The organism is Brachybacterium sp. UNK5269 (genome assembly GCF_049266655.1).
Classification (GTDB): domain Bacteria; phylum Actinomycetota; class Actinomycetes; order Actinomycetales; family Dermabacteraceae; genus Brachybacterium.
Map to the genome: position 1 here is coordinate 2,923,157 of NZ_CP184883.1, position 18,628 is coordinate 2,941,784.

The window sequence follows — 18,628 nt, forward strand, 5'->3', positions numbered from 1 at the left end:
CCCCCGGTCAGTGCCGGGAGTCCCGCTCGGCGACCTGCCCCGCCTCGAGCTCGGTCTCGTCCTCGAGGTCGACGTCGATGACGTCCTCGTCGTCGACGTCGAGCGCGCCGCCCTCCGGCTCCTCCCAGTTGCGCTCGGTGAGCGGGTCGACGGTCCCGGTCATCACGTTCTCCGGGAACCGCTCCTGGGAGCCGGAGGACAGGCTCTCGTGGTCGTCGCCGAACTCGTCGACGAAGCCGTCCTCGTCGTCATCGTCGTCGGTGGCCTGGGCGAGGCGCGGGCTGAGCTCGTCGATCGCGTAGTCCCCGCCCTGCACGAAGCCGCGCCGGAAGGCGGCGCGGCCCACCATGACGCTGGCGACCGGCGCCGTGAGCATCTGCGCGAGCAGCACCACCAGCAGGAAGGCGGCGAGCGACCAGGAGCCGGTCGCCAGCGAGACCCCGCTGAACACCAGGATCAGCCCCAGCACCTGCGGCTTGGACGCCGCATGGATGCGCTGGAGCGCGCCGTGGAAGCGGTTCAGGCCGATCGTGGAGATCGCGGCCACCAGCACCCCGGCCCCGATCAGCACCGAGGAGATGATCTCGATGATCGTCATCGGGTCCCTTCCGTCGGAGCGTCGGGCCAGCGTGCGCCGGCCCCGTCGTCGAAGTTCCGCGAGCCGCCCTCGGCGCCGAAGCCCGCCTCGCTGTCCTCGTCCGCCTCGGCGGCGGGAGCGGGCTCCTCCGCCGGGTCCGGCCCCCCCGAGGGCGTGGGGGCCACGGCCGGGTCGGGCTTCGCGGAGGGCGCGTCGGCGTCGGCGGGGTCGGCGGCGTCGGACGTCGCGGACGTGCCCTCCTGCGTCGCCGGGAGCTGATCGAACGGCTGCTCGGGAGGTGCTTCGGGGTCGGCGTGGATCGCCTCGTGCGGGCCGGTGTCCGTCGACGGCTCCCGCAGGCTGGCCGGCCGGTATCCCTGCTTGGGCTCCTCGCGGGCCACGAATCGGGCGAAGGTCACGGTGCCGATGAAGGCGAGCCCGCTCAGCGCCAGCATCGCCGGTCCGGCCCAGGGCAGCTCGGCCTGCGCCGTGTACAGGGCCATGCCCAGCACCACGAGCGTGACCAGCGAATCACTGGAGATCGCCCGGTCCAGGATGGTGGGGCCGACCACCATCCGGTAGACCACGCCGAGGGCGGCCAGGGCGGTGATCCCGCCGCTGACCACCAGGACGATGTCGAAGGCGCTCATCGCAGTCCGGCCTCCTCGAGCACCTCGCGGCGGCCGACGGCCCACAGCAGTCGCTCCTCCTGGCCGAGGACGCGCCGCCGCGCCTGCTCGACCTCCTCCGGGGTGCCGGCGGCGAAGGTGTGCATGAAGAGCATGCCGGTGGCGCGCTGCGCCTCCACCACCACGGAGCCGGGGATCAGGGTGCACAGCACGCCGGTGAAGGTGAGGAAGAAGTCGGAGCGGGAGGCCATCTTCACGGCGACCACCGAGCTCGGCGGCACCGGCTGGGGCCGGATCGCGAACCAGCTCAGCTGGACCGCGGAGACGGCCACGTCCCACAGGAACCGCGCCACGAAGTGGGCGAAGCGCAGGGGTCGCAGGGTGAGCTCGTGACCGGTCGGGGGCATCGGGAACAGCACGAAGACCAGCACCGCGGCGAGCAGGCCGCCGAGGACGTTCTTGAGGTCGATCCCGCCCCACAGCAGGCACCACAGCGCCACGGACACGACGATCCACAGCCACGAGCGGCGGAGATCCTTCAGTCGTTGCAGCGTCCTCATCGCTCCACCTCCCGTCCGTTGTCGTCCACCCTCTGGCCGGTGTCCTCGATGCGGTAGACCAGCTGCTCGGCCCCCTCGTCGCCGAGCACGGCGCTCACGTACGGAGTGCGCTCGAGGACCGAGTGCGCCGCCTCGTTCGCATAGGTCATGATCGGTCCCGCGAACACGGTCAGGACGAGCGAGAAGGCGATCATCGCCCCGGTCGCCCCGATCATCACCTTGGGCATCGGCACGTCGCGGGCGATGATGTCCTCGCTGGGCTCCTGCCAGAAGGCGCGGTTCCAGATCTTGGCGATCGCGTACAGCGTCAGCAGGCTGGTGATCACGCTGGCCGCGATGAGGAACCAGCCGGAGGTGCGGTCGTAGTGGATGCCGGCCTCGATGAGCCCGACCTTCCCGATGAAGCCGGAGAACGGCGGGATGCCGGCGAGGTTCATGGCCGGCACGAAGAACAGCACCGCGATCACCGGGGCGAGCTTCTGGAGCCCGCCGAGCTTGATCAGGTTGGTGGTGCCGCCGCGGTGCTCGATCAGTCCGGCGGCCAGGAACAGCGTGGACTGCACGGTGATGTGATGGGCGACGTAGTAGATCGTCGCGGCCATGCCCATCTGCGTGACCATGCCGATGCCGAACAGCATGTAGCCCATGTGGGAGACCAGCGTGAACGACAGCACGCGCTTGAGGTCCGTCTGCGCGACGGCACCGAGGATGCCGATGATCAGGCTCAGCGCCGCCGCCGCCAGCAGCAGGTTCGAGATCTGGGAGGCGGGGAACAGCAGCGTCTCCAGGCGCAGGATGGCGTAGATGCCGACCTTGGTCAGCAGGCCCGCGAACACGGCGGTCACCGGGGCCGGGGCGGTCGGGTAGGAGTCCGGCAGCCAGGCGCTCAGCGGGAACAGCGCGGCCTTGATGCCGAAGGCCACCAGCAGCATCAGCTCCAGGATCATCCGGGTCCCGGGCTCGAGCCCGTCCAGCCGCACCGCCAGCTCGGCCAGGTTCACGGTGCCGACGGCCGCATAGACCGCGGCGATCGCGGACAGGAAGATCACGGAGCTGAGCAGCGAGACGATCACATAGGTCGTCGCCGCCCGCACCCGGCTGGCGGAGCCTCCCAGGGTCAGCAGCACGTAGCTGGCCGCGAGCAGCACCTCGAAGCCGACGTAGAGGTTGAAGAGGTCCCCCGCCAGGAAGGCCATCGACACCCCCGCGACCAGGGCCAGGTAGGTGGGGTGATAGATCGCCACCGGGGTGCGCGCGGTGTTCTCGCTGACCGTCTGGGCGCTCGAGTACACCAGCACCGCCAGGGTCACGAAGCTGGAGACCACCAGCATCAGCGCGGTGAGCCGGTCGGCGACCAGCACGATGCCCAGCTGCGGGGTCCAGTTGCCGATCTGAAGGACCAGCACGCTCTCCTGGGAGACGTGATAGCCCAGCACCAGGGAGACGCTGAAGATCGCGACCAGCGTCACGATCGCCAGCCAGAGCTGCACGCGCGCATGATGGCGCAGCAGCAGGGTCACCGCGGCGCCCCCCAGGGGCAGCAGCACCGGCAGGGCGAGCAGCAGCTCCATGCTCATGCCTCCCCCCGTTCCTCGGTGCTCACATCGTCGATCTCGGTCGCCGGGCCCGCGCCCGGGGCCCCGGCGGCGTACCGGCCCTCGAGCGCCGTATCGGTCGTGCTCGTCGTCCGCCGTTCCCCGCGGCGGCGGGGCAGCGGCTCCTCGCCCTCGTCGGCCTCGGTGGCGTCCTGGGGGACGTCCTCGGCACTGGTGAGGTCCGAGCCCAGCGGATCATCCCCCTCGGGCGAGACCATCCCCTGGGAATGCGCCAGCGCGCCGCGCCGGGACTCCTCCGACAGGGCCTGCGACCAGGGCAGGTTCTCGGGGTCCTCGGGGCGCCGCCGCCGCCGGCGCAGCACCCGGCGGTCCTCGACGTCGTCGGGGACCTCGTCGTGGCCGAACAGCTGCCAGGCGCGGTACGACAGCGCCATGCCGAAGGCGGTGATCCCCAGCGAGATCACGATCGCGGTGAGCACCATCGCGAACGGCAGCGGGTCGGTCATCTCCGACGCGTCGCCGTAGCCCTCGAAGGGCGGTCGGCCGGGAGGGCCCGCCGCGACGATGAACAGCAGGTTGACCCCGTTGGCCAGCAGCACGAAGCCCAGCACGACCCGGGTCAGGGTGCGCTCGAGCACGAGGTAGACGCCGCAGGCGATCAGCACCCCGGCGGTCAGGAGCAGGGCGAGGCTAACGGGCATCGGCTTCGGCCTCCTGCTGCTGATCGATCTGGGCGCCCAGGGAGCGCAGGAAGTCGAGCATCACGCCGACCACGACGAGATACACCCCGGTGTCGAAGATCAGCGCGCTCGGGAAGTGGAGCTCGCCCAGCAGCGGGACGTCGACCACGGGGGTGGCCTGGGAGAACACCGAACCGCCGAAGAACACCGGCAGCACCCCGGCCAGGACGGCGATCGCCATGCCCGTGCCGAGCACCAGTCCGGCCTGCACCGGCGCCGCCTCGCTCAGCTCGTACCGGCCGCCGGCGAGGTAGCGCAGCGCGAGGGCGAGCCCCGCGACCAGTCCGCCCGCGAAGCCGCCGCCGGGCAGGTTGTGCCCGGCCATGAGCAGATAGAGGGAGAACATCATGATCAGCGGGAAGACGATGCGGGTGATGACCTCGAGGATCACCATGCGGCGCTCGGGCGCGAGGGTCAGCCCGGCCGAGAGCCAGGTGCGCCAGCGGTTGCCGCCGGCCGCGTCGTCCGGACGGGCGTCGAAGTTCAGGGCGTTCTGCGGGAGGCCCGGATCGGTGCGCCGACGCCAGATGGACGTCTTGGACTCCAGGTCGCGCACCCGGGCGATGGGGCGCTCACGGCGGGTGACGAAGATCAGGGAGGCCACGCCGGTGGCGACCACCAGCAGCACCGCGATCTCGCCCATGGTGTCCCAGACGCGCGCATCGACCAGGGTCACGTTGACGACGTTGTGGCCGCCGCCGATCTCGTAGGCGGGTTCGATGAGGCCCGGGCCCAGCGCCTCGCGGTAGCGGGCGTCGGCCGCGTACAGGGTGGCGCCGCACAGGACCACCGCGGTGCTGATGGCCAGGGCCCAGCGACCCCAGGCACCGATCCGCAGCGGCCGACGGGAGAAGTGGGTGGGCAGGCGCCGCAGCACCAGCACCAGCACCACGGTCATGGCGGTCTCGACCAGCACCTGGGTGATGGCGACATCGGGAGAGCCCGCGACGAGGAACAGCGCCGCCACCACGTAGCCGGTGACGGTGATCAGGAACACGGCCCGCAGGCGGCGGCGCGAACGGGCCGCGCCGATCGCCGCCAGCACCGCCACCGGCAGCACGATCAGCTCGATCGGGTGGTGGAACAGCACCAGATTGTCGGGGACCGGCGACTGGGTCAGCGCCACCGGTGCGACCAGGCCGATCAGCACCACCAGCATCGTCCCCAGCGTGTAGGGCAGCGAGCCCCGCTGGAACAGCGGCGTCACCGCGATGGAGACCGTGTCCAGCGCACGCAGCAGGCGGCGGAACCCGCGCTCGGCATCGAAGGCGTCGGCGAACCCGCCGGCCGCCCAGGTCTGCGGGGAGAGGCGCTTCTGGAGCTTCCCCAGCGGCCTCGGGACCGCGCACAGCAGCGCGCCGAGGCCCAGGGTGAGCACCGAGGCGAGCAGCGGCACGCCGAGATGGGGGACGACGGCCAGGTGCACGTCCTCCCCGGTGGCCGGCAGCACCTCGGCGTAGGCGAGCAGCACCTCCTCGAGCGGGCCGACGACGAGGGACAGCCCGACCGAGAGCGCGGCGATCACCGCGGGCGGCAGCCAGAACAGCGCCGAGATCGGCTCCGGGCGGCCGACCCGCGGGGCGCCCGGAGCGGGCCCGAAGGCACCGACCACGAAGCGCCAGGAGTAGGCGACGGTGAGGATCGACCCGGCGACCAGGGCCACCAGCAGCAGACGCTGCCAGCCGCCGCCGTACCAGAGCGCCGTGTAGATGGACTCCTTGGCGACGAAGCCGTACAGCGGCGGCACCGCCGCCATGGACGCTGCCGAGATCGTCCCGATCACCGCGACCACCGGCGCGACCTTCGCCACCCCGGAGAGGACCCGCAGGTCGCGGGTGCCGAACTTCTTGTCGATGATGCCGACGACCATGAACAGCGGCGCCTTGAACACCGCATGGGCGATCAGCATGGCCAGCCCCGCCAGCAGCGCATCCCGGGTGGCCACGGCCGACACCGCGGCCAGGAAGCCGAGCTGGGAGACGGTGCCGTAGGCGAGCAGCAGCTTGATGTCGGTCTGCCGCAGGGCCCGCCAGCCGCCGACCAGCATGGTGACGGCGCCGAAGCCCGCCAGGACCATGGAGACGACCTCGAGGTGGGTCAGCGCCGGCGCCATCCGCAGGATCAGGTAGATCCCGGCCTTGACCATCGCGGCGGCGTGCAGGTAGGCGGAGACGGGGGTGGGCGCGGCCATCGCGCCGGGGAGCCAGAAGTCGGTCGGGATCAGGGCGGACTTCGTGGTCGCACCGGCCAGGATCAGCACCATCGCGACCACCAGGTACGGCCCGGCCTCGGCCCACATCGGGTCGGCGACGATCACCGAGAGCCGCAGCGACCCGGCGGCGGCGCCCACCATCAGCAGGCCCACCAGCATCGCCAGTCCCCCGGCGGTGGTGGAGATCAGCGCGTTCAGCGCGGCGCGCCGCGAGGCCTGCTTGTCCTGGTAGTGACCGATCAGCAGGTAGGAGAAGACGGTGGTGAGCTCCCAGAAGGTGTACAGCACCATCACGTCGTCCGAGAGCACCAGGCCCACCATCGCGCCCGCGAAGGCGGTCAGCACCCCGGCGAAGCGCCCCAGCCCCGGTTCGGTGTCCTTGAAGTAGCGCGCGCAGTAGAGCAGCACCAGGGCCCCGATGCCGGTGGCGATCAGCGCCAGCACCCAGCTCAGGGGGTCGAGGCGGAACGCCAGGTCGATGCCGAAGGCCGGGATCCAGGGGACGGAGCTCTCGAGAGGCGCGGCGGCCAGGGCGCGCGGGTCGATCGTGGCCAACCAGATCGCCGAGGCACCGGGCACCGCGGCCAGGAAGAAGAAGGCGTTGCGACCGATCGTCCTCGCCAGGCTCGGCCCGATCAGGGCGGCCACCAGATGGGCGAGGAGCATCGTGTACACGCAGTCTCCGTCCAGATCGAGTGGGAGGGGGCCGGTGGCATTCTATGGGAGGGACGGCTTCCGAACCTGGGGATCGGGCATGGACGTGAGCCTTTCCTCGCGCCGGGTTCCCTAGAGTGTGCCCATGGCCACCACCTCGGATCCGCGGGCCGGCGTGCGCGCCCGCCGCTCCCCGCGTCCCCCCGTCGTCCCCTTCGCCCTCTGGGACGGAGGCATGTCGGCCTTCAGCTCCGTCATCCTCACCTTCGTCTTCGCGACCTACGTCGCCAGCGCCGTCGCCTCCGAGGGCGCCGTCGGCGAGGAGGCGATCAAGGCCGCGCAGGACCACGGCTCGCAGGTGCTGACCACCTGGCAGTCGATCGGCGCGGTCGCGGTCGCGCTGCTGGCACCGCTGCTGGGCAACCTCGCCGACCGCGGCGGCGCCCGCAACACCCTGCTGCGCATCACCACCGTCGCCACCGTGGTGGTGGTCGCGCTGATGCCGCTGGTGGCGCTGGACTCCGACTACCTGGTGCTGGGGGCGGTGCTGATCGCCCTGGCGGTGGTGTTCAGCGAGCTCGCCGGCGTGTTCGTGAACTCCGTGCTGCCGGACATCTCCTCCCCCGAGAACCGCGGTCGGGTCTCGGGGACGGCTTGGGCGGTGGGCTACTGGGGATCCATCGTGTGCCTGGGCATGGTGCTGGTGCTGTTCGTGATGCCCGGCACCGGTCTGCTGGGCATCACCGGCGAGGGCGGCTGGAACTACCGCGCGATCCCGCTCTTCGTGGCGCTGTGGATCCTGGTCGGGACGCTGCCGCTGATGCTCAAGGCGCCGCGGCACCCGGCGACGGCCCCCGCGCAGCGGTGGACCCCGCTGCAGGGCTATGCGAGCGTCATCCGGCGCGTGGTGCGCGCCTTCAAGGAGGAGCCGGTGCTGCTGCAGTACCTGCTCGCCTCTGCGGTCTACCGCGACGGACTGGGCGCGGTGTTCTCCATCGCCGGCGTGCTCGCAGCCAATGCCTACGGCTTCTCCACGGTCGAGGTGATCATCTTCGGCATCAGCGCGAACCTGGTCGCCGGCTGCGGGGTGTTCCTCGGCGGCCGCATCGACGACCGGGTCGGCCCCCGCCCCGTGATCATCGGCGGCTGCCTGGGCATCATCGTGCTGGGCCTGGTGGTGCTGGTGTTCCCCGCGACCGCCGTGTTCTGGGTGGCGGGCCTGGCGATCTGCCTCTTCGTCGGCCCCGTGCAGTCCGCCTCCCGGAACCTGCTGACCCGGCTCTCGCAGCCGGGCCGGGAGACCGAGAACTTCGGGCTCTACGCGACCACCGGGCGCGCCCTCGGCTTCCTGGGCACCGCCGCCTTCGCCGCGACCGTCGCGATCGCGGGCGACACCCGCACCGGCATCCTGGGGATCGTGATCGTGCTGGCGCTGGGGCTGGTGGCGTTCCTGCCGATCCGGCTCGGCGCCGCCGGTCGGGCCGCGGTCCGGGCCTGAGGGCCGGCTGGGGTGGTGGCGGGCGCGCGCCCCGGGGCCCTCGCTCAGGCGAGGTCGGCGGGAGCGACCAGGAACCCCTCGAGGTCCACGACGTACCCGCCGACGGTCTCGGCGAGCAGTCCGGCGATCAGCCCGATCCGGCGGTAGGCGAGCTGCCACCGCTCCGCGACCTCCGGGGTCGGGAACTCGACGGCGTCCTCCTCGGGGTCCGCCGGCAGGTGCACGAGCTCGTAGTCCACCGCACGGTCGAGCCAGCCCAGGGCGGCCAGCGCCGTCGGCCGGGAGCTGCGGCCCACCCGGACCGCGATCTCGTCCCCGCCGGGCAGCGGCACCGCGGCGCTGTACCCGGCGCGGGGCGTCCCCTCGGGCACCTGGTCCAGCTCCGCCTCCGGCTCGAGCGGGGCCAGCAGCTCGGCGAGGGACTCGGGAGCCAGGGCGTGGGGGCTGACCACGGTCAGGTCCCGCACGTGGAAGGGGTGGGGCTCGAGGCGCTCACCGGCGTCGGTGACCACCGCGCCGTGGAGTCGGCGTCCCAGCGACCATGCCAGGTCCAGCGCCTGCCGCTCCACCCCGAACGGCATCCCCTCGGGGAAGGCGCGGCCGTAGCCGTGGGAGTCGCCCATGTCCGCGGGGGCCGGGTCCTCCCGCTCCCGCGGGGTCTCCAGGGTCCAGCGGCCCGCGCCGCGCGGCGACCGGTCGGCCACCAGGCGCACCTGGTCCCCGAGCTCGATCACGCCGTCCTCGTCCATGCTCGCGAGCGGGCGCACGTTGCGCGCCATCGTCAGCACGTCCTGCGGCGCGGTGTGCCGCGGCAGCTGGAGGCGGTGCTGGGTGCGCGCGGACTCAAGAGCCGGGCTTTCGGAGGCCGGGGGCTCGGGGGTCGGGGACTCGGCGGCCGGGGGCTCCACCGGAGCGGTCACTGCTCCTCCTCCACGGGGATCCGGGTGCGACGGAAGTTCTGGGCGGAGCGCGACGGGGTGGGGCCGCGCTGGCCGAGGTACCGGTTGAGGTTGCCGGCGCTGCCGTAGGGGCGCTCGGCCGGGCTGGAGAGGCGGAAGAAGCACAGCTGGCCGATCTTCATGCCCGGCCACAGGGCCACCGGCAGGGTCGCCATGTTCGACAGCTCGAGGGTGATGTGGCCCTGGAAGCCGGGGTCGATGAAGCCGGCGGTCGAATGGGTCAGCAGGCCCAGACGCCCCAGCGAGCTCTTGCCCTCGAGCCGGGCGGCGATGTCGTCCGGCAGGGTGATCTGCTCGTAGGTGGAGGCGAGCACGAACTCCCCCGGGTGCAGCATGTACGGCTCGTCGGAGCCGACGGCGACCATGCGGGTCAGGTCGGCCTGCTCCACGGCGGGGTCGATCATCGCGTGCTTGTGATTGTCGAAGAGACGGAAGAAGCGGTCGATCCGCACGTCCACCGAGGCGGGCTGGATCATCTCGTCGTCGAAGGGGTCCAGTCGCACCCGGCCGGCCTGGATCTGGTCCCGGATGTCACGATCGCTCAGCAGCACGGCGACCAGCCTAGCCCGCCGGTCACCCTGGGTGCGGTCGGTCCCGCCCCGTGGTCCGCCGCCGCGGTCCGTCGTCGTGGTCCGTCGACCTCTGCCGCCCGGCGTCCGACGGGCCGGAGCACCCCCGGAACCTTGGTATGCTGGTCAGCGTTCGCACGTCCCACGGCGACCCGGAAGGGTCTCACCGCAGGTCGGGCGGCATGTCGCGGGTGTAGTTCAATGGTAGAACTTCAGCTTCCCAAGCTGATAGCGCGGGTTCGATTCCCGTCACCCGCTCCCTGCTCCGAAGGCGCGTCACCCGTTTCGACGGTGACGCGCCTTTCGCATTCCCGGCCGCGGGCGGCTCTCGGGCGAGCTCGGCGCGGCTCCCGGTGGCCACCGGTTGCGGATTCCCCCTGTCGCGGGCGGCTCGCGCCCACGGCGCATCCCTGTCGCGGGCGTCCGCTGACCGCGGGTGACGAAGTGAGATCGCGGGTGACGAAGTGGGGCGATGCGCTGCCCTGTTCCCCCGTGTTCGTCACCGCGGACCGGCAGACGCCGCGCTTCCCCCCAGTTCGTCACCCCTGCCCGCTGCGGACACGAGCTGGTGCGACGTCTCCCTCGGACCGCGATCGCCCGGGTTCTGTCGATTGGTCAAGAAGTGTAAGAATGCGGCATGCCCAAGATCATCGGCGGGTCCCTCGAGGAGCATCGCGAACGCACGCGGGAGAAGGTCTTCTCCGCGCTGTCCGAGCTGCTGGAGTCCCTGGAGTACGACGCGATCACGTTCTCGCGGATCGCCACGGCGGCCGGCGTGGGCCGGACCGCGATGTACAACCACTTCCCCGACCGCGAGAGCCTGCTGGTCGAGTTCGCGATCCACGAGACCACGGACTACATCGCCCAGCTGCGCGCCGGGGTCAGCGACTCCGCGACGCCGCGGGACGCGGTGGTCGCCTACGTGCGCACCCAGCTCGACCTCAACGTCGTCTTCCACATCCCGCAGACCTCCGCCCGGACGGCGCTGAGCCCGGAGACGGCCGCCCGCATGCGCGAGCACGTGGTGCTGATCGAGGACGTGCTGCGCACGATCGTCACCGACGGGATCCGCAGCGGCGACTTCTCGGCCGACCTCGACGTGGACGCCACCGTGCGCATCATCAACGGACTGCTGGTGGGCTCCTCGGCGAAGCGCCACTCCCGCCAGGCCCTCGAGGACTTCGTGCTGCGGGGGCTGGGCGCCCAGGTCTGAGACCCGCGCTCCCCGCGGCGCCCGGGTCTGAGGCCCCCGCTCAGTCCTTCGCGTCCTCCGGCGCCCGGCCATCGTCGTCCGCGGCGCCGCGACGCCGCTTCCCCCGCGCCCGCGCGGGCGTGCGCTCGACGTCCTCGTCGCCGACCTCCCAGTCCATCGCGGCCAGGGTGTCGGCCGGTGCGTCGTCGGCGCGAGCGAACAGCGGGGTGGACAGCTCCGCCTCGCCGTCCTCGAGGTCCACCTCGGGAGCGGTCGCGGCGATCACCCAGCAGGTCAGCGCCACGATGATGGCGAGCGCCGCCACGCCCCAGCGCAGGAAGTGGCTGGTGCCGTCGGTGCTCAGGCCCACCACCGCGCTCACCGCGAGCGCGGAGACCAGGGAGGTGGTCAGCAGCAGCGGCAGCGCCACCGCGCCGATCGCGGCGCGCAGGGTGCCGGTCAGCACGGCTCCGCCGAGCGCTCCGGAGTGACCCCAGGAGCCGCGACCGCCGTAGCGGCCGGAGCCGATCACGGCCGCCGCGTTCTCGAGGGTCGAGGCGGCGCCGATCATCCACAGGCCCAGCCCCGCCGCGGTGAGCGCGACGCCGATCATCAGTCCCGGCAGAGCGGCCGGGCCCAGGCCGAAGCCCGCCACGATCGGGGCGAGGACGGCCACCACCAGGGCGGGCGCGGCCGCCCGGCGCACCATCTCGGCGAGCTCGCCCAGCTCGGCGCGGCCGCGGCCCTCGAGCAGGGACGCCCGGGTCTCGACCACGGCGTTCGCGCCGAGCCGGCGGGCCCCGTCCAGCACCGCAGAGGTCACCAGCAGCACGGTGAGCACGCCCAGCGCGATCCCGCCGAGCAGGGGCAGCGCGGAGGGGGTCAGGGCGTGCAGGGAGCGGTCCTCCCAGATGGTCGCGGCCCGCGGGGCCAGCTGCAGGGCGCTGACCACCGGACCGAGGGCCGCCAGGGCGGTCAGCAGACCGGACAGCAGCATCACCCCGCGCGGGCCGGTGGCGGCCGCGGCGGCGGCGTTGCGCAGCCCCACGGCGGCCTCGGGACGATCCGCGAGGACCGGTGCCAGCAGCGGCCCGGCGCAGGCCGCGGCCACGATCAGGGCGCCGAGACCGGCGTGGGCCAGCAGGGCCAGCGCGAGCGAGGGCACGCCGGCGGCGAGCACGTTCAGGACCGCGGTGACGAGCACCAGCAGGGCGATCCCGCCGGCGGCGAGCAGCGCGGTCGAGCCCAGGCCGGCGGTGATGCCGAGGGCGCCGCCGGTGCGGCTGGTGCGGGCGGCGCGCAGCACGCTCCCGCCAAAGCGGTGGCCGGCGCCGCCCAGCAGCTGGGCGAGCGCGAGGGCGGAGAGCACGCCGAGGCCCAGTGCGATGGCCACCACCACGTTGGGGGTGACCGAGTAGAGGGTCAGCACGTCGAGGAAGGCGCTGGCGTACTGGGACTCGTCGGTCTGGGAGACCCACTGCCCCATGTCGGTCAGGGCCTGCTCGATCATCGGCTCGAGCTCCGTGCGCGGGGTGGGGGTGCCGCCGGTGATGGCGGGGTCGGTGAAGTTCTCCAGGCCGACGTCCTCGAAGCGCAGGTCCTTGTACCGCGAGGGGATCCACAGGGCGGCCGCGGCGACCGCTGCCGCCCCGCCGAGGACGGCGGGGATGATGCCGCCCAGCTGCAGCGCAGCGCGCTCGAGGCCGGGCCGTCCCCGGTGCGGGACCACGGCGGCCGCGGCAGCGGCGAGCATCGCCACCCCCAGCGCGAGGAGCACCGTGATGATGCCCTCGGCCGCGAGCACCGGCACCCCGAGCAGCAGGCCGACGGCGGCTCCCGCCGTGCTCAGCGCCACCAGGTCGGCGCTCAGCGCGGCCCCGTGGCGGACCATCCGGGCGCTGCGCAGGTGCGGCCCGCCGAGGTTCCCGGGGTCGTCGGCGTCGAGCTCGTGCTCGTCGGTGCCCACCAGCACCGCGGCGGCCGAGGCGGCGGTCTCGACCGGGGCCGCGCAGAGGCGGATGGCCAGTGCGGAGATCGCGGCGCCGGCGGCGAGGGCCATCAGCGCCGGAGCGGCGGCGGCCTGCAGGAACCAGACCACGATGACGATCGGGAGGATGGCCAGGGCGAGCGCCCCGGTGACCGTGAGCGCCCCCAGCCGGTGCAGCAGCGCCGCGCGGCGCTCCCCCGGGAAGGCCCAGCGCGGCCAGCTGGACGGCGAGCCCGCGCCAGGCGGCCAGGGGGCCGAGCGCGAGGCCCACCAGCAGCAGCGCCGAGCGCAGGATGCGGTCGTCGGTGGAGCCGGGGGCGAGGTACAGCAGCACCGCGAGCGGCAGTCCCACCCACAGCAGGATCGATCCCGAGGACAGCAGCTGCCCGCCGAGGCGGCGGCCGAGGTCCTGGTCCACCTCCTCGCTGTCCTCGTCGCGGTGCAGGCGGCTGGGCACGACGGCGCCGACCACCAGGGCGGCGACGGCGAGCGCGCCGAGCACCAGGAGGGTCACGGCGAGGTCATCGCCGAGGGGGAATTGCGTGATCAGATCCACGGGTCAACTTCCGATGAGAGGGCGCGGAGCGGGCGGGCCCGCCCGGCGGGGTCCCGGGGGGCCGGGGCGCCGGGACCCCGCCGGGTGACGGGCACGGGCTCAGGCGAGCAGGGACAGGTCGAGCTCGGTGGGGCCGCCTTCGACCACGCGGATCGGGACCCCCCAGTCCTGCTGGTGCATGTGGCAGGCGGGGAACTCGACGGCGGGATCGGCGTCGCAGGAGGCGGCGCGGGCGCTGACGTGCAGGACGCCCTCGGTGTAGGCGGGGTCCAGCTCGAGCGTGCGCTCCAGCGCAGTGTCCACGCCGTGCCCGGCAGCCAGCATCGAGGTGGGGGTGGTCGAGACCGTGACCTGGGTGGAGGGGCCGAGGGTGTCGTCGAGCTTGTGACCCGGCGGCGGGGTGAACAGCACCCGCACCGTCAGCGGGCCGGGGCCGACCTCGGTGACGGGCCGCTCGGAGCGCTGGGCGCCCTGGTCGATGATCCGCTCGGCGGCCTTGGCCACCGGCACCCAGGTGATGCGGTGGGCGCCGGACTCGACGACCACCAGCTGCCCGATGCCGTCGATCGGGGGGCCGACAAGGGCGTCCGAGGGCTCCTTGAGGTCGGTCGCGACGGTGACCACGGTGGCGGGACCGGCGGGGGCGCCGTCCTCGGTGCCCGGGTGCTCCTCGACGATGCGGATGGCGCCGTTGTAGGTGTCGGCGACCGCGATCCGGCCGTCGGGCAGCGCGGTGACCCCCAGCGGATGCTGGAGGCGGGCCACTCCCCCGGGTCCGGCGGGACCGTCGACATGGCCGAAGTCGAACAGCCCCTCGCCGACCAGGGTGCTCACCTGCATGGTGTGCGGGTCCAGGACGCGGATCGCGGAGGTCTCGGAGTCGGCGACGACCAGGCGACCGTCGCGCAGCTCGTCGATGCCGGAGGGCTGGGCCCACCAGGAGGTGACGACGGGGCCGTCGACGAGGCCCTCCTGGGTGGTGCCGGCGAGCACCAGCAGCGCCCCGGTGACCGGGTCGAAGGTCCACAGCTGATGGACGCCGGCCATCGCGATCACGGCGCGCTGCAGGACGTGCGACCAGGTGAGGTCCCAGGGGGTGGACAGCGCGAAGTCGAGCGCGTCGCCCTCGCCGCGGGGCAGCGGGGCGCCCTGCATCCACTGCGCGCCGGTGCCGGCGACGGTGGTGACCACGGTCGCCGAGCGGGAGCGCAGCAGGCGGTCCTGGCCGACCTTGATCCCGCGCAGGCGGTGATTCGCGGTGTCCGCCACCAGCAGGTCGTAGCCGACCTCGGCGGCGATCTCCGCGGGCAGGGCCAGGACGCCGTTGGGCTCGGCGAACTGCGCCTGCTCGGCGTCGCCGTCGGCGTGTCCGCGCCGGCCGGTTCCGATCTCCGCGTCCACGGTGGAGCCGTCGTCCTGGAAGACCACCACGCGGTGCTGCCCGGCGTCGGAGACCACCAGGCGGCCGTCGGGGAGGGTGGTGAGCTTGGAGGGGAAGCGCAGGGTCTGCTCGCTGCGCTCGGCCAGCACCGTCGGGGCGGGTCCGCGGCGCAGGGAGCCGTCGGCCTCGCCCTCGGCCACGAGCTGCTCGATGAGCAGGTCGAGGTTCGCGGCGTGCCCCTCGCCGGAGAGGTTGCCGGCGATGCGGCCATGGGTGTCGAGCACCATCAGGGTGGGCCAGGCGCGGGCGCCGTACTCGCTCCAGGTCTCCAGCTCCGGGTCGTCGATGACCGGGTGGGTGACCTCGTACCGCTCGATGTTCGCGGCGAGCGCCTCGGGGTCCTTCTCGAACTCGAACTTCGGGGAGTGGACGCCGATGACGACCAGCTCCTGCTCCCACTTCTCCTCCAGCGGACGCAGCTCGTCGAGGACGTGCAGGCAGTTCACGCAGCAGAAGGTCCAGAAGTCGAGCAGGACGATCTTGCCGCGCAGGGACTCGAGATCGAGGTCCGCGCCGCCGGTGTTCAGCCACCCGCGGCCGCGCAGCGCGGAGCCGTGGGCGCGGGCGGTCAGCGGCTGGGAGGGATCGGACGATGTGCTCATGGGGTCCAGTGAACACCGCCCCGGCCCAGGGAGGCGAACTCGGGTGACATGGGCGGACATCCGTGTCGCGCCGCCGGGGCCGGCGCGCCGGGCCCGGGGCGGGCACCGGGGCGCTCACCAGGTGGCGATCCAGGCCGCCAGATCGGGGTCGGTCAGGGCGTCCACGGCGAGGTCGGCCGGGGGCGCGGGATGCCCGGGCGCGGGGACGGCGAGCAGGCGCAGTCCGGCGTCGCGGGCGGCGCGGGCCCCGGTGCCGGAGTCCTCGAGGGCCAGGGTGTCCCGGGGCAGCGCGCCCAGCGCGCGGGCCGCGGCGGCGTACATGTCCGGCGCCGGTTTGGCGTGCTCGACGGTGTCGGAGGCCTCGAGCACCGCGAAGTGCTCCCGCAGGCCGCCCGCGGCGAGCTTGCCCTCGAGCGCCGCGAGCCAGGAGTTCGAGGCGCAGCCCAGCGGCACCCTGGCCGCGGCGGCGGCCACGATCTCGGCGGCGCCGGGCATCAGGCGGATGCCGCCGCCGAGCTGGGCGTCGAACTCGCGGTGCAGGTCGGCCAGGACCTCCTGCTCGTCGTGGCCGGCGCGGCGGGCGATCAGCTCGGCGGCGATCTCGATGGTCGAGCCGTGCAGGACGGCCTCGTCGTCGGCCTGGAGCCGCGCCCCGTGGAGGTCCACGACGAGGTCCTGGGCGCGCTGCCACACCGACTCGGTGTCCAGCAGCAGCCCGTCGCAGTCGAAGACCACCGCCCGCGGGGTCCAGTCCCCGAAGGCCGCGGCGAAGCGGGCCGGGACGGCGCTGCTCATCGGCGCTGCTCCCAGCCGGCGATCCACTGGGCCAGCACCGGGTCGGCGAGGTCGGACAGCCGGCGCGGGGCGCGCGGCTCCTGGCCGGGGATGGACGGCACCGCGATCAGCTGCAGCCCGGCCCCCAGCGCGGCCTCGGCCCCGGTCTCGGAGTCCTCGAACCCGAGGGAGTCGGTCGGGTCGGCGCCCAGGGCGGCGGCCGCGGCGAGGTACATGTCGGGGGCGGGCTTGGGCTGCTCGACGTCCTCGAGCGCGATCGAGCAGTCGACCAGGTCGGCGATGCCGAGGCCGGCCAGCTTGGTGTCGAGCATCTCGCGCGGGGAGTTCGAGGCCACCGCCACCGGGCGCACGGCGGCGACGGACCGCAGCGTCTCCAGGGCGCCGGGCATCGGGCTGAGCTGCTCGCCGATGGAGCTGCGGTGCTCGTCCAGCAGCTCGGCGCCGACCGCGTGCGGGTCCTTGTCCACGGCCGCGGCGATCGCGAGCACCACCACCTCCGCGGCGCGCCCGGTGATGGAGCGCCGGACCGCCGGATCCAGGGCGACCCCGTGGCGGGCCAGGTAGTCGTTCTGCAGGTCCACCCACTGCCCCTCGCTGTCCACCAGCAGCCCGTCGCAGTCGAAGATCACCGCGGCCGGGCTCCAGGCCGGTGGCCACTGATCCAGCGGGGAGGCGGGCAGGTCGCGGTGCTCGGAGGTCATGCGGTCAGCGTATCGACCGCTCCTGCACGCCGTGCGCCCGCCCGCCGGGCCGCTCAGCTCACCGCGGCGAGGCCGCGCTCGAGGTCGGCGAGGATGTCGTCGATGTGCTCGATGCCGACGCTGAGCCGCACGAAGCCGGGCTCCACGCCGGCAGCTCGCTGCTCCTGCTCGCTCAGCTGCGAGTGGGTGGTCGAGGCGGGGTGGATGACCAGGCTGCGCACGTCGCCGATGTTGGCCACATGGGAGTGCAGGGTCAGGGCGTCCACGAAGCGGCGGCCGGCCTCGAGCCCGCCGGGCAGGAGGAAGCCGAGCACGCTGCCGGAGCCCTGGGGCAGGTACCGGTCGGCGGTCGCCTTGTACGGGGAGGAGTCCAGCGACGCCCAGGTCACGGTGCCCACGCGGGGGTCGGCCTCGAGGAAGTCGGCGACCTGGCGGGTGTTGGCGAGGTGGCGCTCCATGCGCAGCGGCAGCGTCTCCAGGCCCTGGCCGATGAGGAAGGCGTTGAACGGGGAGACGGCCGGGCCCAGGTCCCGCAGCAGGTTGGTGCGGGCGCGGGTCGCGAAGGCCCCGGGCAGGCCCGCGAAGACGAGGCCGTTGTAGGACTCGTCGGGCTGGGTGAACTGCGGGTACTTCTCGGCGTGGGCGGCGAAGTCGAAGCTATCGCCGTCCACGATCGCGCCGGCGATCGAGGTGCCGTGGCCGCCGAGGAACTTGGTGGCCGAGTGGACCACCACGTCGGCGCCGTGCTCGAGGGGGCGCAGCAGGAACGGGGTGGCGACCGTGTTGTCCACGATCAGCGGCACCCCGACCTCGTGGGCGACGTCGGCGATCGCGCGCAGGTCGGGGATGTCCTGCTTGGGGTTGGGGATCGACTCGACGAAGAAGGCGCGGGTGCTCTGGTCGGCCGCGGCCCGCCAGGACTCCGGATCGGTGGGGTCCTGCACCCACTGCGGGGTGATGCCGAGCCGGCTGAGGGTGTGCTTGAAGAGGTTGTAGGAGCCGCCGTACAGGCTCGGCGAGACCGCGATGGAGTCCCCGGCGTTCGCGAGGTTCAGGATCGACAGGGTGATCGCGGCCTGACCGGAGGCGACCAGCAGCCCGGCGGCGCCGCCCTCGAGCGCGGCGATCCGGTCCTCGACCGCGGACTGGGTGGGGTTGGTGATGCGGGTGTAGATGGGGCCGGCCTCGGCGAGGGCGAAGCGGTCCGCGGCGGACTGCGCCGAGGGGAACACGAAGCTGGTGGTCTGCTGGATCGGCAGGGCCCGGGCGCCGGAGGCGGGATCGGGGGCCTGGCCGGCGTGGACGGCGAGGGTCTCGAACTTGTGCTGCTCGGTCATGGCGGGCTCCTTCGGGAAGCGGTGTCGCGCTCAGCGTGCCCGGGCGGTGGGGCGGTGTCGACC

At 73.3% G+C, this 18,628-nt stretch carries 15 protein-coding genes and 1 tRNA gene; 3 read left to right on the plus strand and 13 right to left on the minus strand.

Translation table 11 applies throughout. The features are described 5' to 3' along the window. Positions 1-7: 7 nt before the first annotated feature. The 6 genes from ACOJUI_RS13680 to ACOJUI_RS13705 are packed head-to-tail and all read right to left on the minus strand — an operon-like array spanning position 8 to position 6,940. Positions 8-598, minus strand: a complete 591-nt coding sequence (locus tag ACOJUI_RS13680) for a cation:proton antiporter (RefSeq protein WP_422115491.1) — start codon at positions 596-598, stop codon at positions 8-10. After that, positions 595-1,227, minus strand: coding sequence for a monovalent cation/H+ antiporter complex subunit F (locus ACOJUI_RS13685; RefSeq protein ID WP_422115492.1), 633 nt, complete (start codon positions 1,225-1,227; stop codon positions 595-597). Before ACOJUI_RS13685 ends, ACOJUI_RS13680 begins: the two co-directional genes overlap by 4 nt. After that, positions 1,224-1,766: a Na+/H+ antiporter subunit E gene (locus ACOJUI_RS13690; protein WP_422115493.1), complete on the minus strand. Its 543-nt coding sequence runs from the start codon at positions 1,764-1,766 to the stop codon at positions 1,224-1,226. The genes ACOJUI_RS13685 and ACOJUI_RS13690 overlap by 4 nt, the downstream gene beginning before the upstream one ends. Then, positions 1,763-3,343: a Na+/H+ antiporter subunit D gene (locus ACOJUI_RS13695; RefSeq protein ID WP_422115494.1), complete on the minus strand. Its 1,581-nt coding sequence runs from the start codon at positions 3,341-3,343 to the stop codon at positions 1,763-1,765. Before ACOJUI_RS13695 ends, ACOJUI_RS13690 begins: the two co-directional genes overlap by 4 nt. Then, entirely contained in the window at positions 3,340-4,023 is a 684-nt protein-coding gene (locus tag ACOJUI_RS13700) for a Na(+)/H(+) antiporter subunit C (protein WP_422115495.1), read from the minus strand. Before ACOJUI_RS13700 ends, ACOJUI_RS13695 begins: the two co-directional genes overlap by 4 nt. Beyond that, positions 4,013-6,940, minus strand: a complete 2,928-nt coding sequence (locus ACOJUI_RS13705) for a Na+/H+ antiporter subunit A (protein ID WP_422117672.1) — start codon at positions 6,938-6,940, stop codon at positions 4,013-4,015. The genes ACOJUI_RS13700 and ACOJUI_RS13705 overlap by 11 nt, the downstream gene beginning before the upstream one ends. A gap of 133 nt (positions 6,941-7,073) precedes the next feature. On the opposite strand from ACOJUI_RS13705, the gene ACOJUI_RS13710 reads away from it, so the two are divergent. Then, positions 7,074-8,426, plus strand: a complete 1,353-nt coding sequence (locus tag ACOJUI_RS13710) for an MFS transporter (protein WP_422115496.1) — start codon at positions 7,074-7,076, stop codon at positions 8,424-8,426. Positions 8,427-8,470: 44 nt separating this feature from the next. Here the strand turns inward: ACOJUI_RS13710 and ACOJUI_RS13715 are convergent, their stop codons facing one another. After that, the gene (locus tag ACOJUI_RS13715; RefSeq protein ID WP_422115497.1) at positions 8,471-9,346 is read right to left on the minus strand and encodes a hypothetical protein; all 876 of its coding nucleotides are present in this window, start codon (positions 9,344-9,346) and stop codon (positions 8,471-8,473) included. Beyond that, positions 9,343-9,936 carry a dCTP deaminase gene (dcd, locus tag ACOJUI_RS13720; protein WP_422115498.1) on the minus strand — a complete coding sequence of 198 codons (594 nt, stop codon included), beginning with the start codon at positions 9,934-9,936 and terminating at the stop codon, positions 9,343-9,345. The genes ACOJUI_RS13715 and dcd overlap by 4 nt, the downstream gene beginning before the upstream one ends. 205 nt (positions 9,937-10,141) lie before the next feature. Between dcd and ACOJUI_RS13725 the strand changes: the two genes are divergently transcribed. Further along, a tRNA-Gly gene (locus ACOJUI_RS13725) sits at positions 10,142-10,212 on the plus strand. A gap of 379 nt (positions 10,213-10,591) precedes the next feature. Then, positions 10,592-11,167 (plus strand): TetR/AcrR family transcriptional regulator, encoded by a 576-nt coding sequence (locus ACOJUI_RS13730; protein ID WP_422115499.1) that lies wholly within the window; start codon positions 10,592-10,594, stop codon positions 11,165-11,167. Between the two features lie 40 nt (positions 11,168-11,207). On the opposite strand, the gene ACOJUI_RS13735 is transcribed toward ACOJUI_RS13730, so the two are convergent. The 5 genes from ACOJUI_RS13735 to ACOJUI_RS13755 form a co-directional block, all read right to left on the minus strand. After that, on the minus strand, positions 11,208-13,244 hold the full coding sequence (locus tag ACOJUI_RS13735; RefSeq protein ID WP_422115500.1) for a pyrophosphatase: 2,037 nt from the start codon (positions 13,242-13,244) through the stop codon (positions 11,208-11,210). Between the two features lie 544 nt (positions 13,245-13,788). Further along, a complete protein-coding gene (locus ACOJUI_RS13740) occupies positions 13,789-15,732 on the minus strand; it encodes an NHL domain-containing thioredoxin family protein (RefSeq protein ID WP_422115501.1) in 1,944 nt (647 codons plus the stop codon). A gap of 114 nt (positions 15,733-15,846) precedes the next feature. Beyond that, positions 15,847-16,527 carry an HAD family hydrolase gene (locus ACOJUI_RS13745; RefSeq protein WP_422115502.1) on the minus strand — a complete coding sequence of 227 codons (681 nt, stop codon included), beginning with the start codon at positions 16,525-16,527 and terminating at the stop codon, positions 15,847-15,849. Continuing rightward, a complete protein-coding gene (locus ACOJUI_RS13750; RefSeq protein ID WP_422115503.1) occupies positions 16,524-17,228 on the minus strand; it encodes an HAD family hydrolase in 705 nt (234 codons plus the stop codon). The genes ACOJUI_RS13745 and ACOJUI_RS13750 overlap by 4 nt, the downstream gene beginning before the upstream one ends. A 53-nt stretch (positions 17,229-17,281) precedes the next feature. Beyond that, on the minus strand, positions 17,282-18,565 hold the full coding sequence (locus tag ACOJUI_RS13755) for an O-acetylhomoserine aminocarboxypropyltransferase/cysteine synthase family protein (RefSeq protein ID WP_422115504.1): 1,284 nt from the start codon (positions 18,563-18,565) through the stop codon (positions 17,282-17,284). Positions 18,566-18,628 lie beyond the last annotated feature (63 nt).

What these genes read in the sequence shown, in the direction of transcription:
- ACOJUI_RS13685 (WP_422115492.1), bottom strand. Translation starts at nt 1,227, where the DNA reads ATGAGCGCCTTCGACATCGTCCTGGTGGTCAGCGGCGGGATCACCGCC.
- ACOJUI_RS13705 (WP_422117672.1), bottom strand. Translation starts at nt 6,940, where the DNA reads ATGCTCCTCGCCCATCTGGTGGCCGCCCTGATCGGGCCGAGCCTGGCG.
- ACOJUI_RS13745 (WP_422115502.1), bottom strand. Translation starts at nt 16,527, where the DNA reads ATGAGCAGCGCCGTCCCGGCCCGCTTCGCCGCGGCCTTCGGGGACTGG.
- ACOJUI_RS13730 (WP_422115499.1), top strand. Translation starts at nt 10,592, where the DNA reads ATGCCCAAGATCATCGGCGGGTCCCTCGAGGAGCATCGCGAACGCACG.
- ACOJUI_RS13755 (WP_422115504.1), bottom strand. Translation starts at nt 18,565, where the DNA reads ATGACCGAGCAGCACAAGTTCGAGACCCTCGCCGTCCACGCCGGCCAG.
- ACOJUI_RS13695 (WP_422115494.1), bottom strand. Translation starts at nt 3,343, where the DNA reads ATGAGCATGGAGCTGCTGCTCGCCCTGCCGGTGCTGCTGCCCCTGGGG.
- ACOJUI_RS13750 (WP_422115503.1), bottom strand. Translation starts at nt 17,228, where the DNA reads ATGACCTCCGAGCACCGCGACCTGCCCGCCTCCCCGCTGGATCAGTGG.
- ACOJUI_RS13690 (WP_422115493.1), bottom strand. Translation starts at nt 1,766, where the DNA reads ATGAGGACGCTGCAACGACTGAAGGATCTCCGCCGCTCGTGGCTGTGG.
- ACOJUI_RS13680 (WP_422115491.1), bottom strand. Translation starts at nt 598, where the DNA reads ATGACGATCATCGAGATCATCTCCTCGGTGCTGATCGGGGCCGGGGTG.
- ACOJUI_RS13700 (WP_422115495.1), bottom strand. Translation starts at nt 4,023, where the DNA reads ATGCCCGTTAGCCTCGCCCTGCTCCTGACCGCCGGGGTGCTGATCGCC.
- ACOJUI_RS13740 (WP_422115501.1), bottom strand. Translation starts at nt 15,732, where the DNA reads ATGAGCACATCGTCCGATCCCTCCCAGCCGCTGACCGCCCGCGCCCAC.
- ACOJUI_RS13710 (WP_422115496.1), top strand. Translation starts at nt 7,074, where the DNA reads ATGGCCACCACCTCGGATCCGCGGGCCGGCGTGCGCGCCCGCCGCTCC.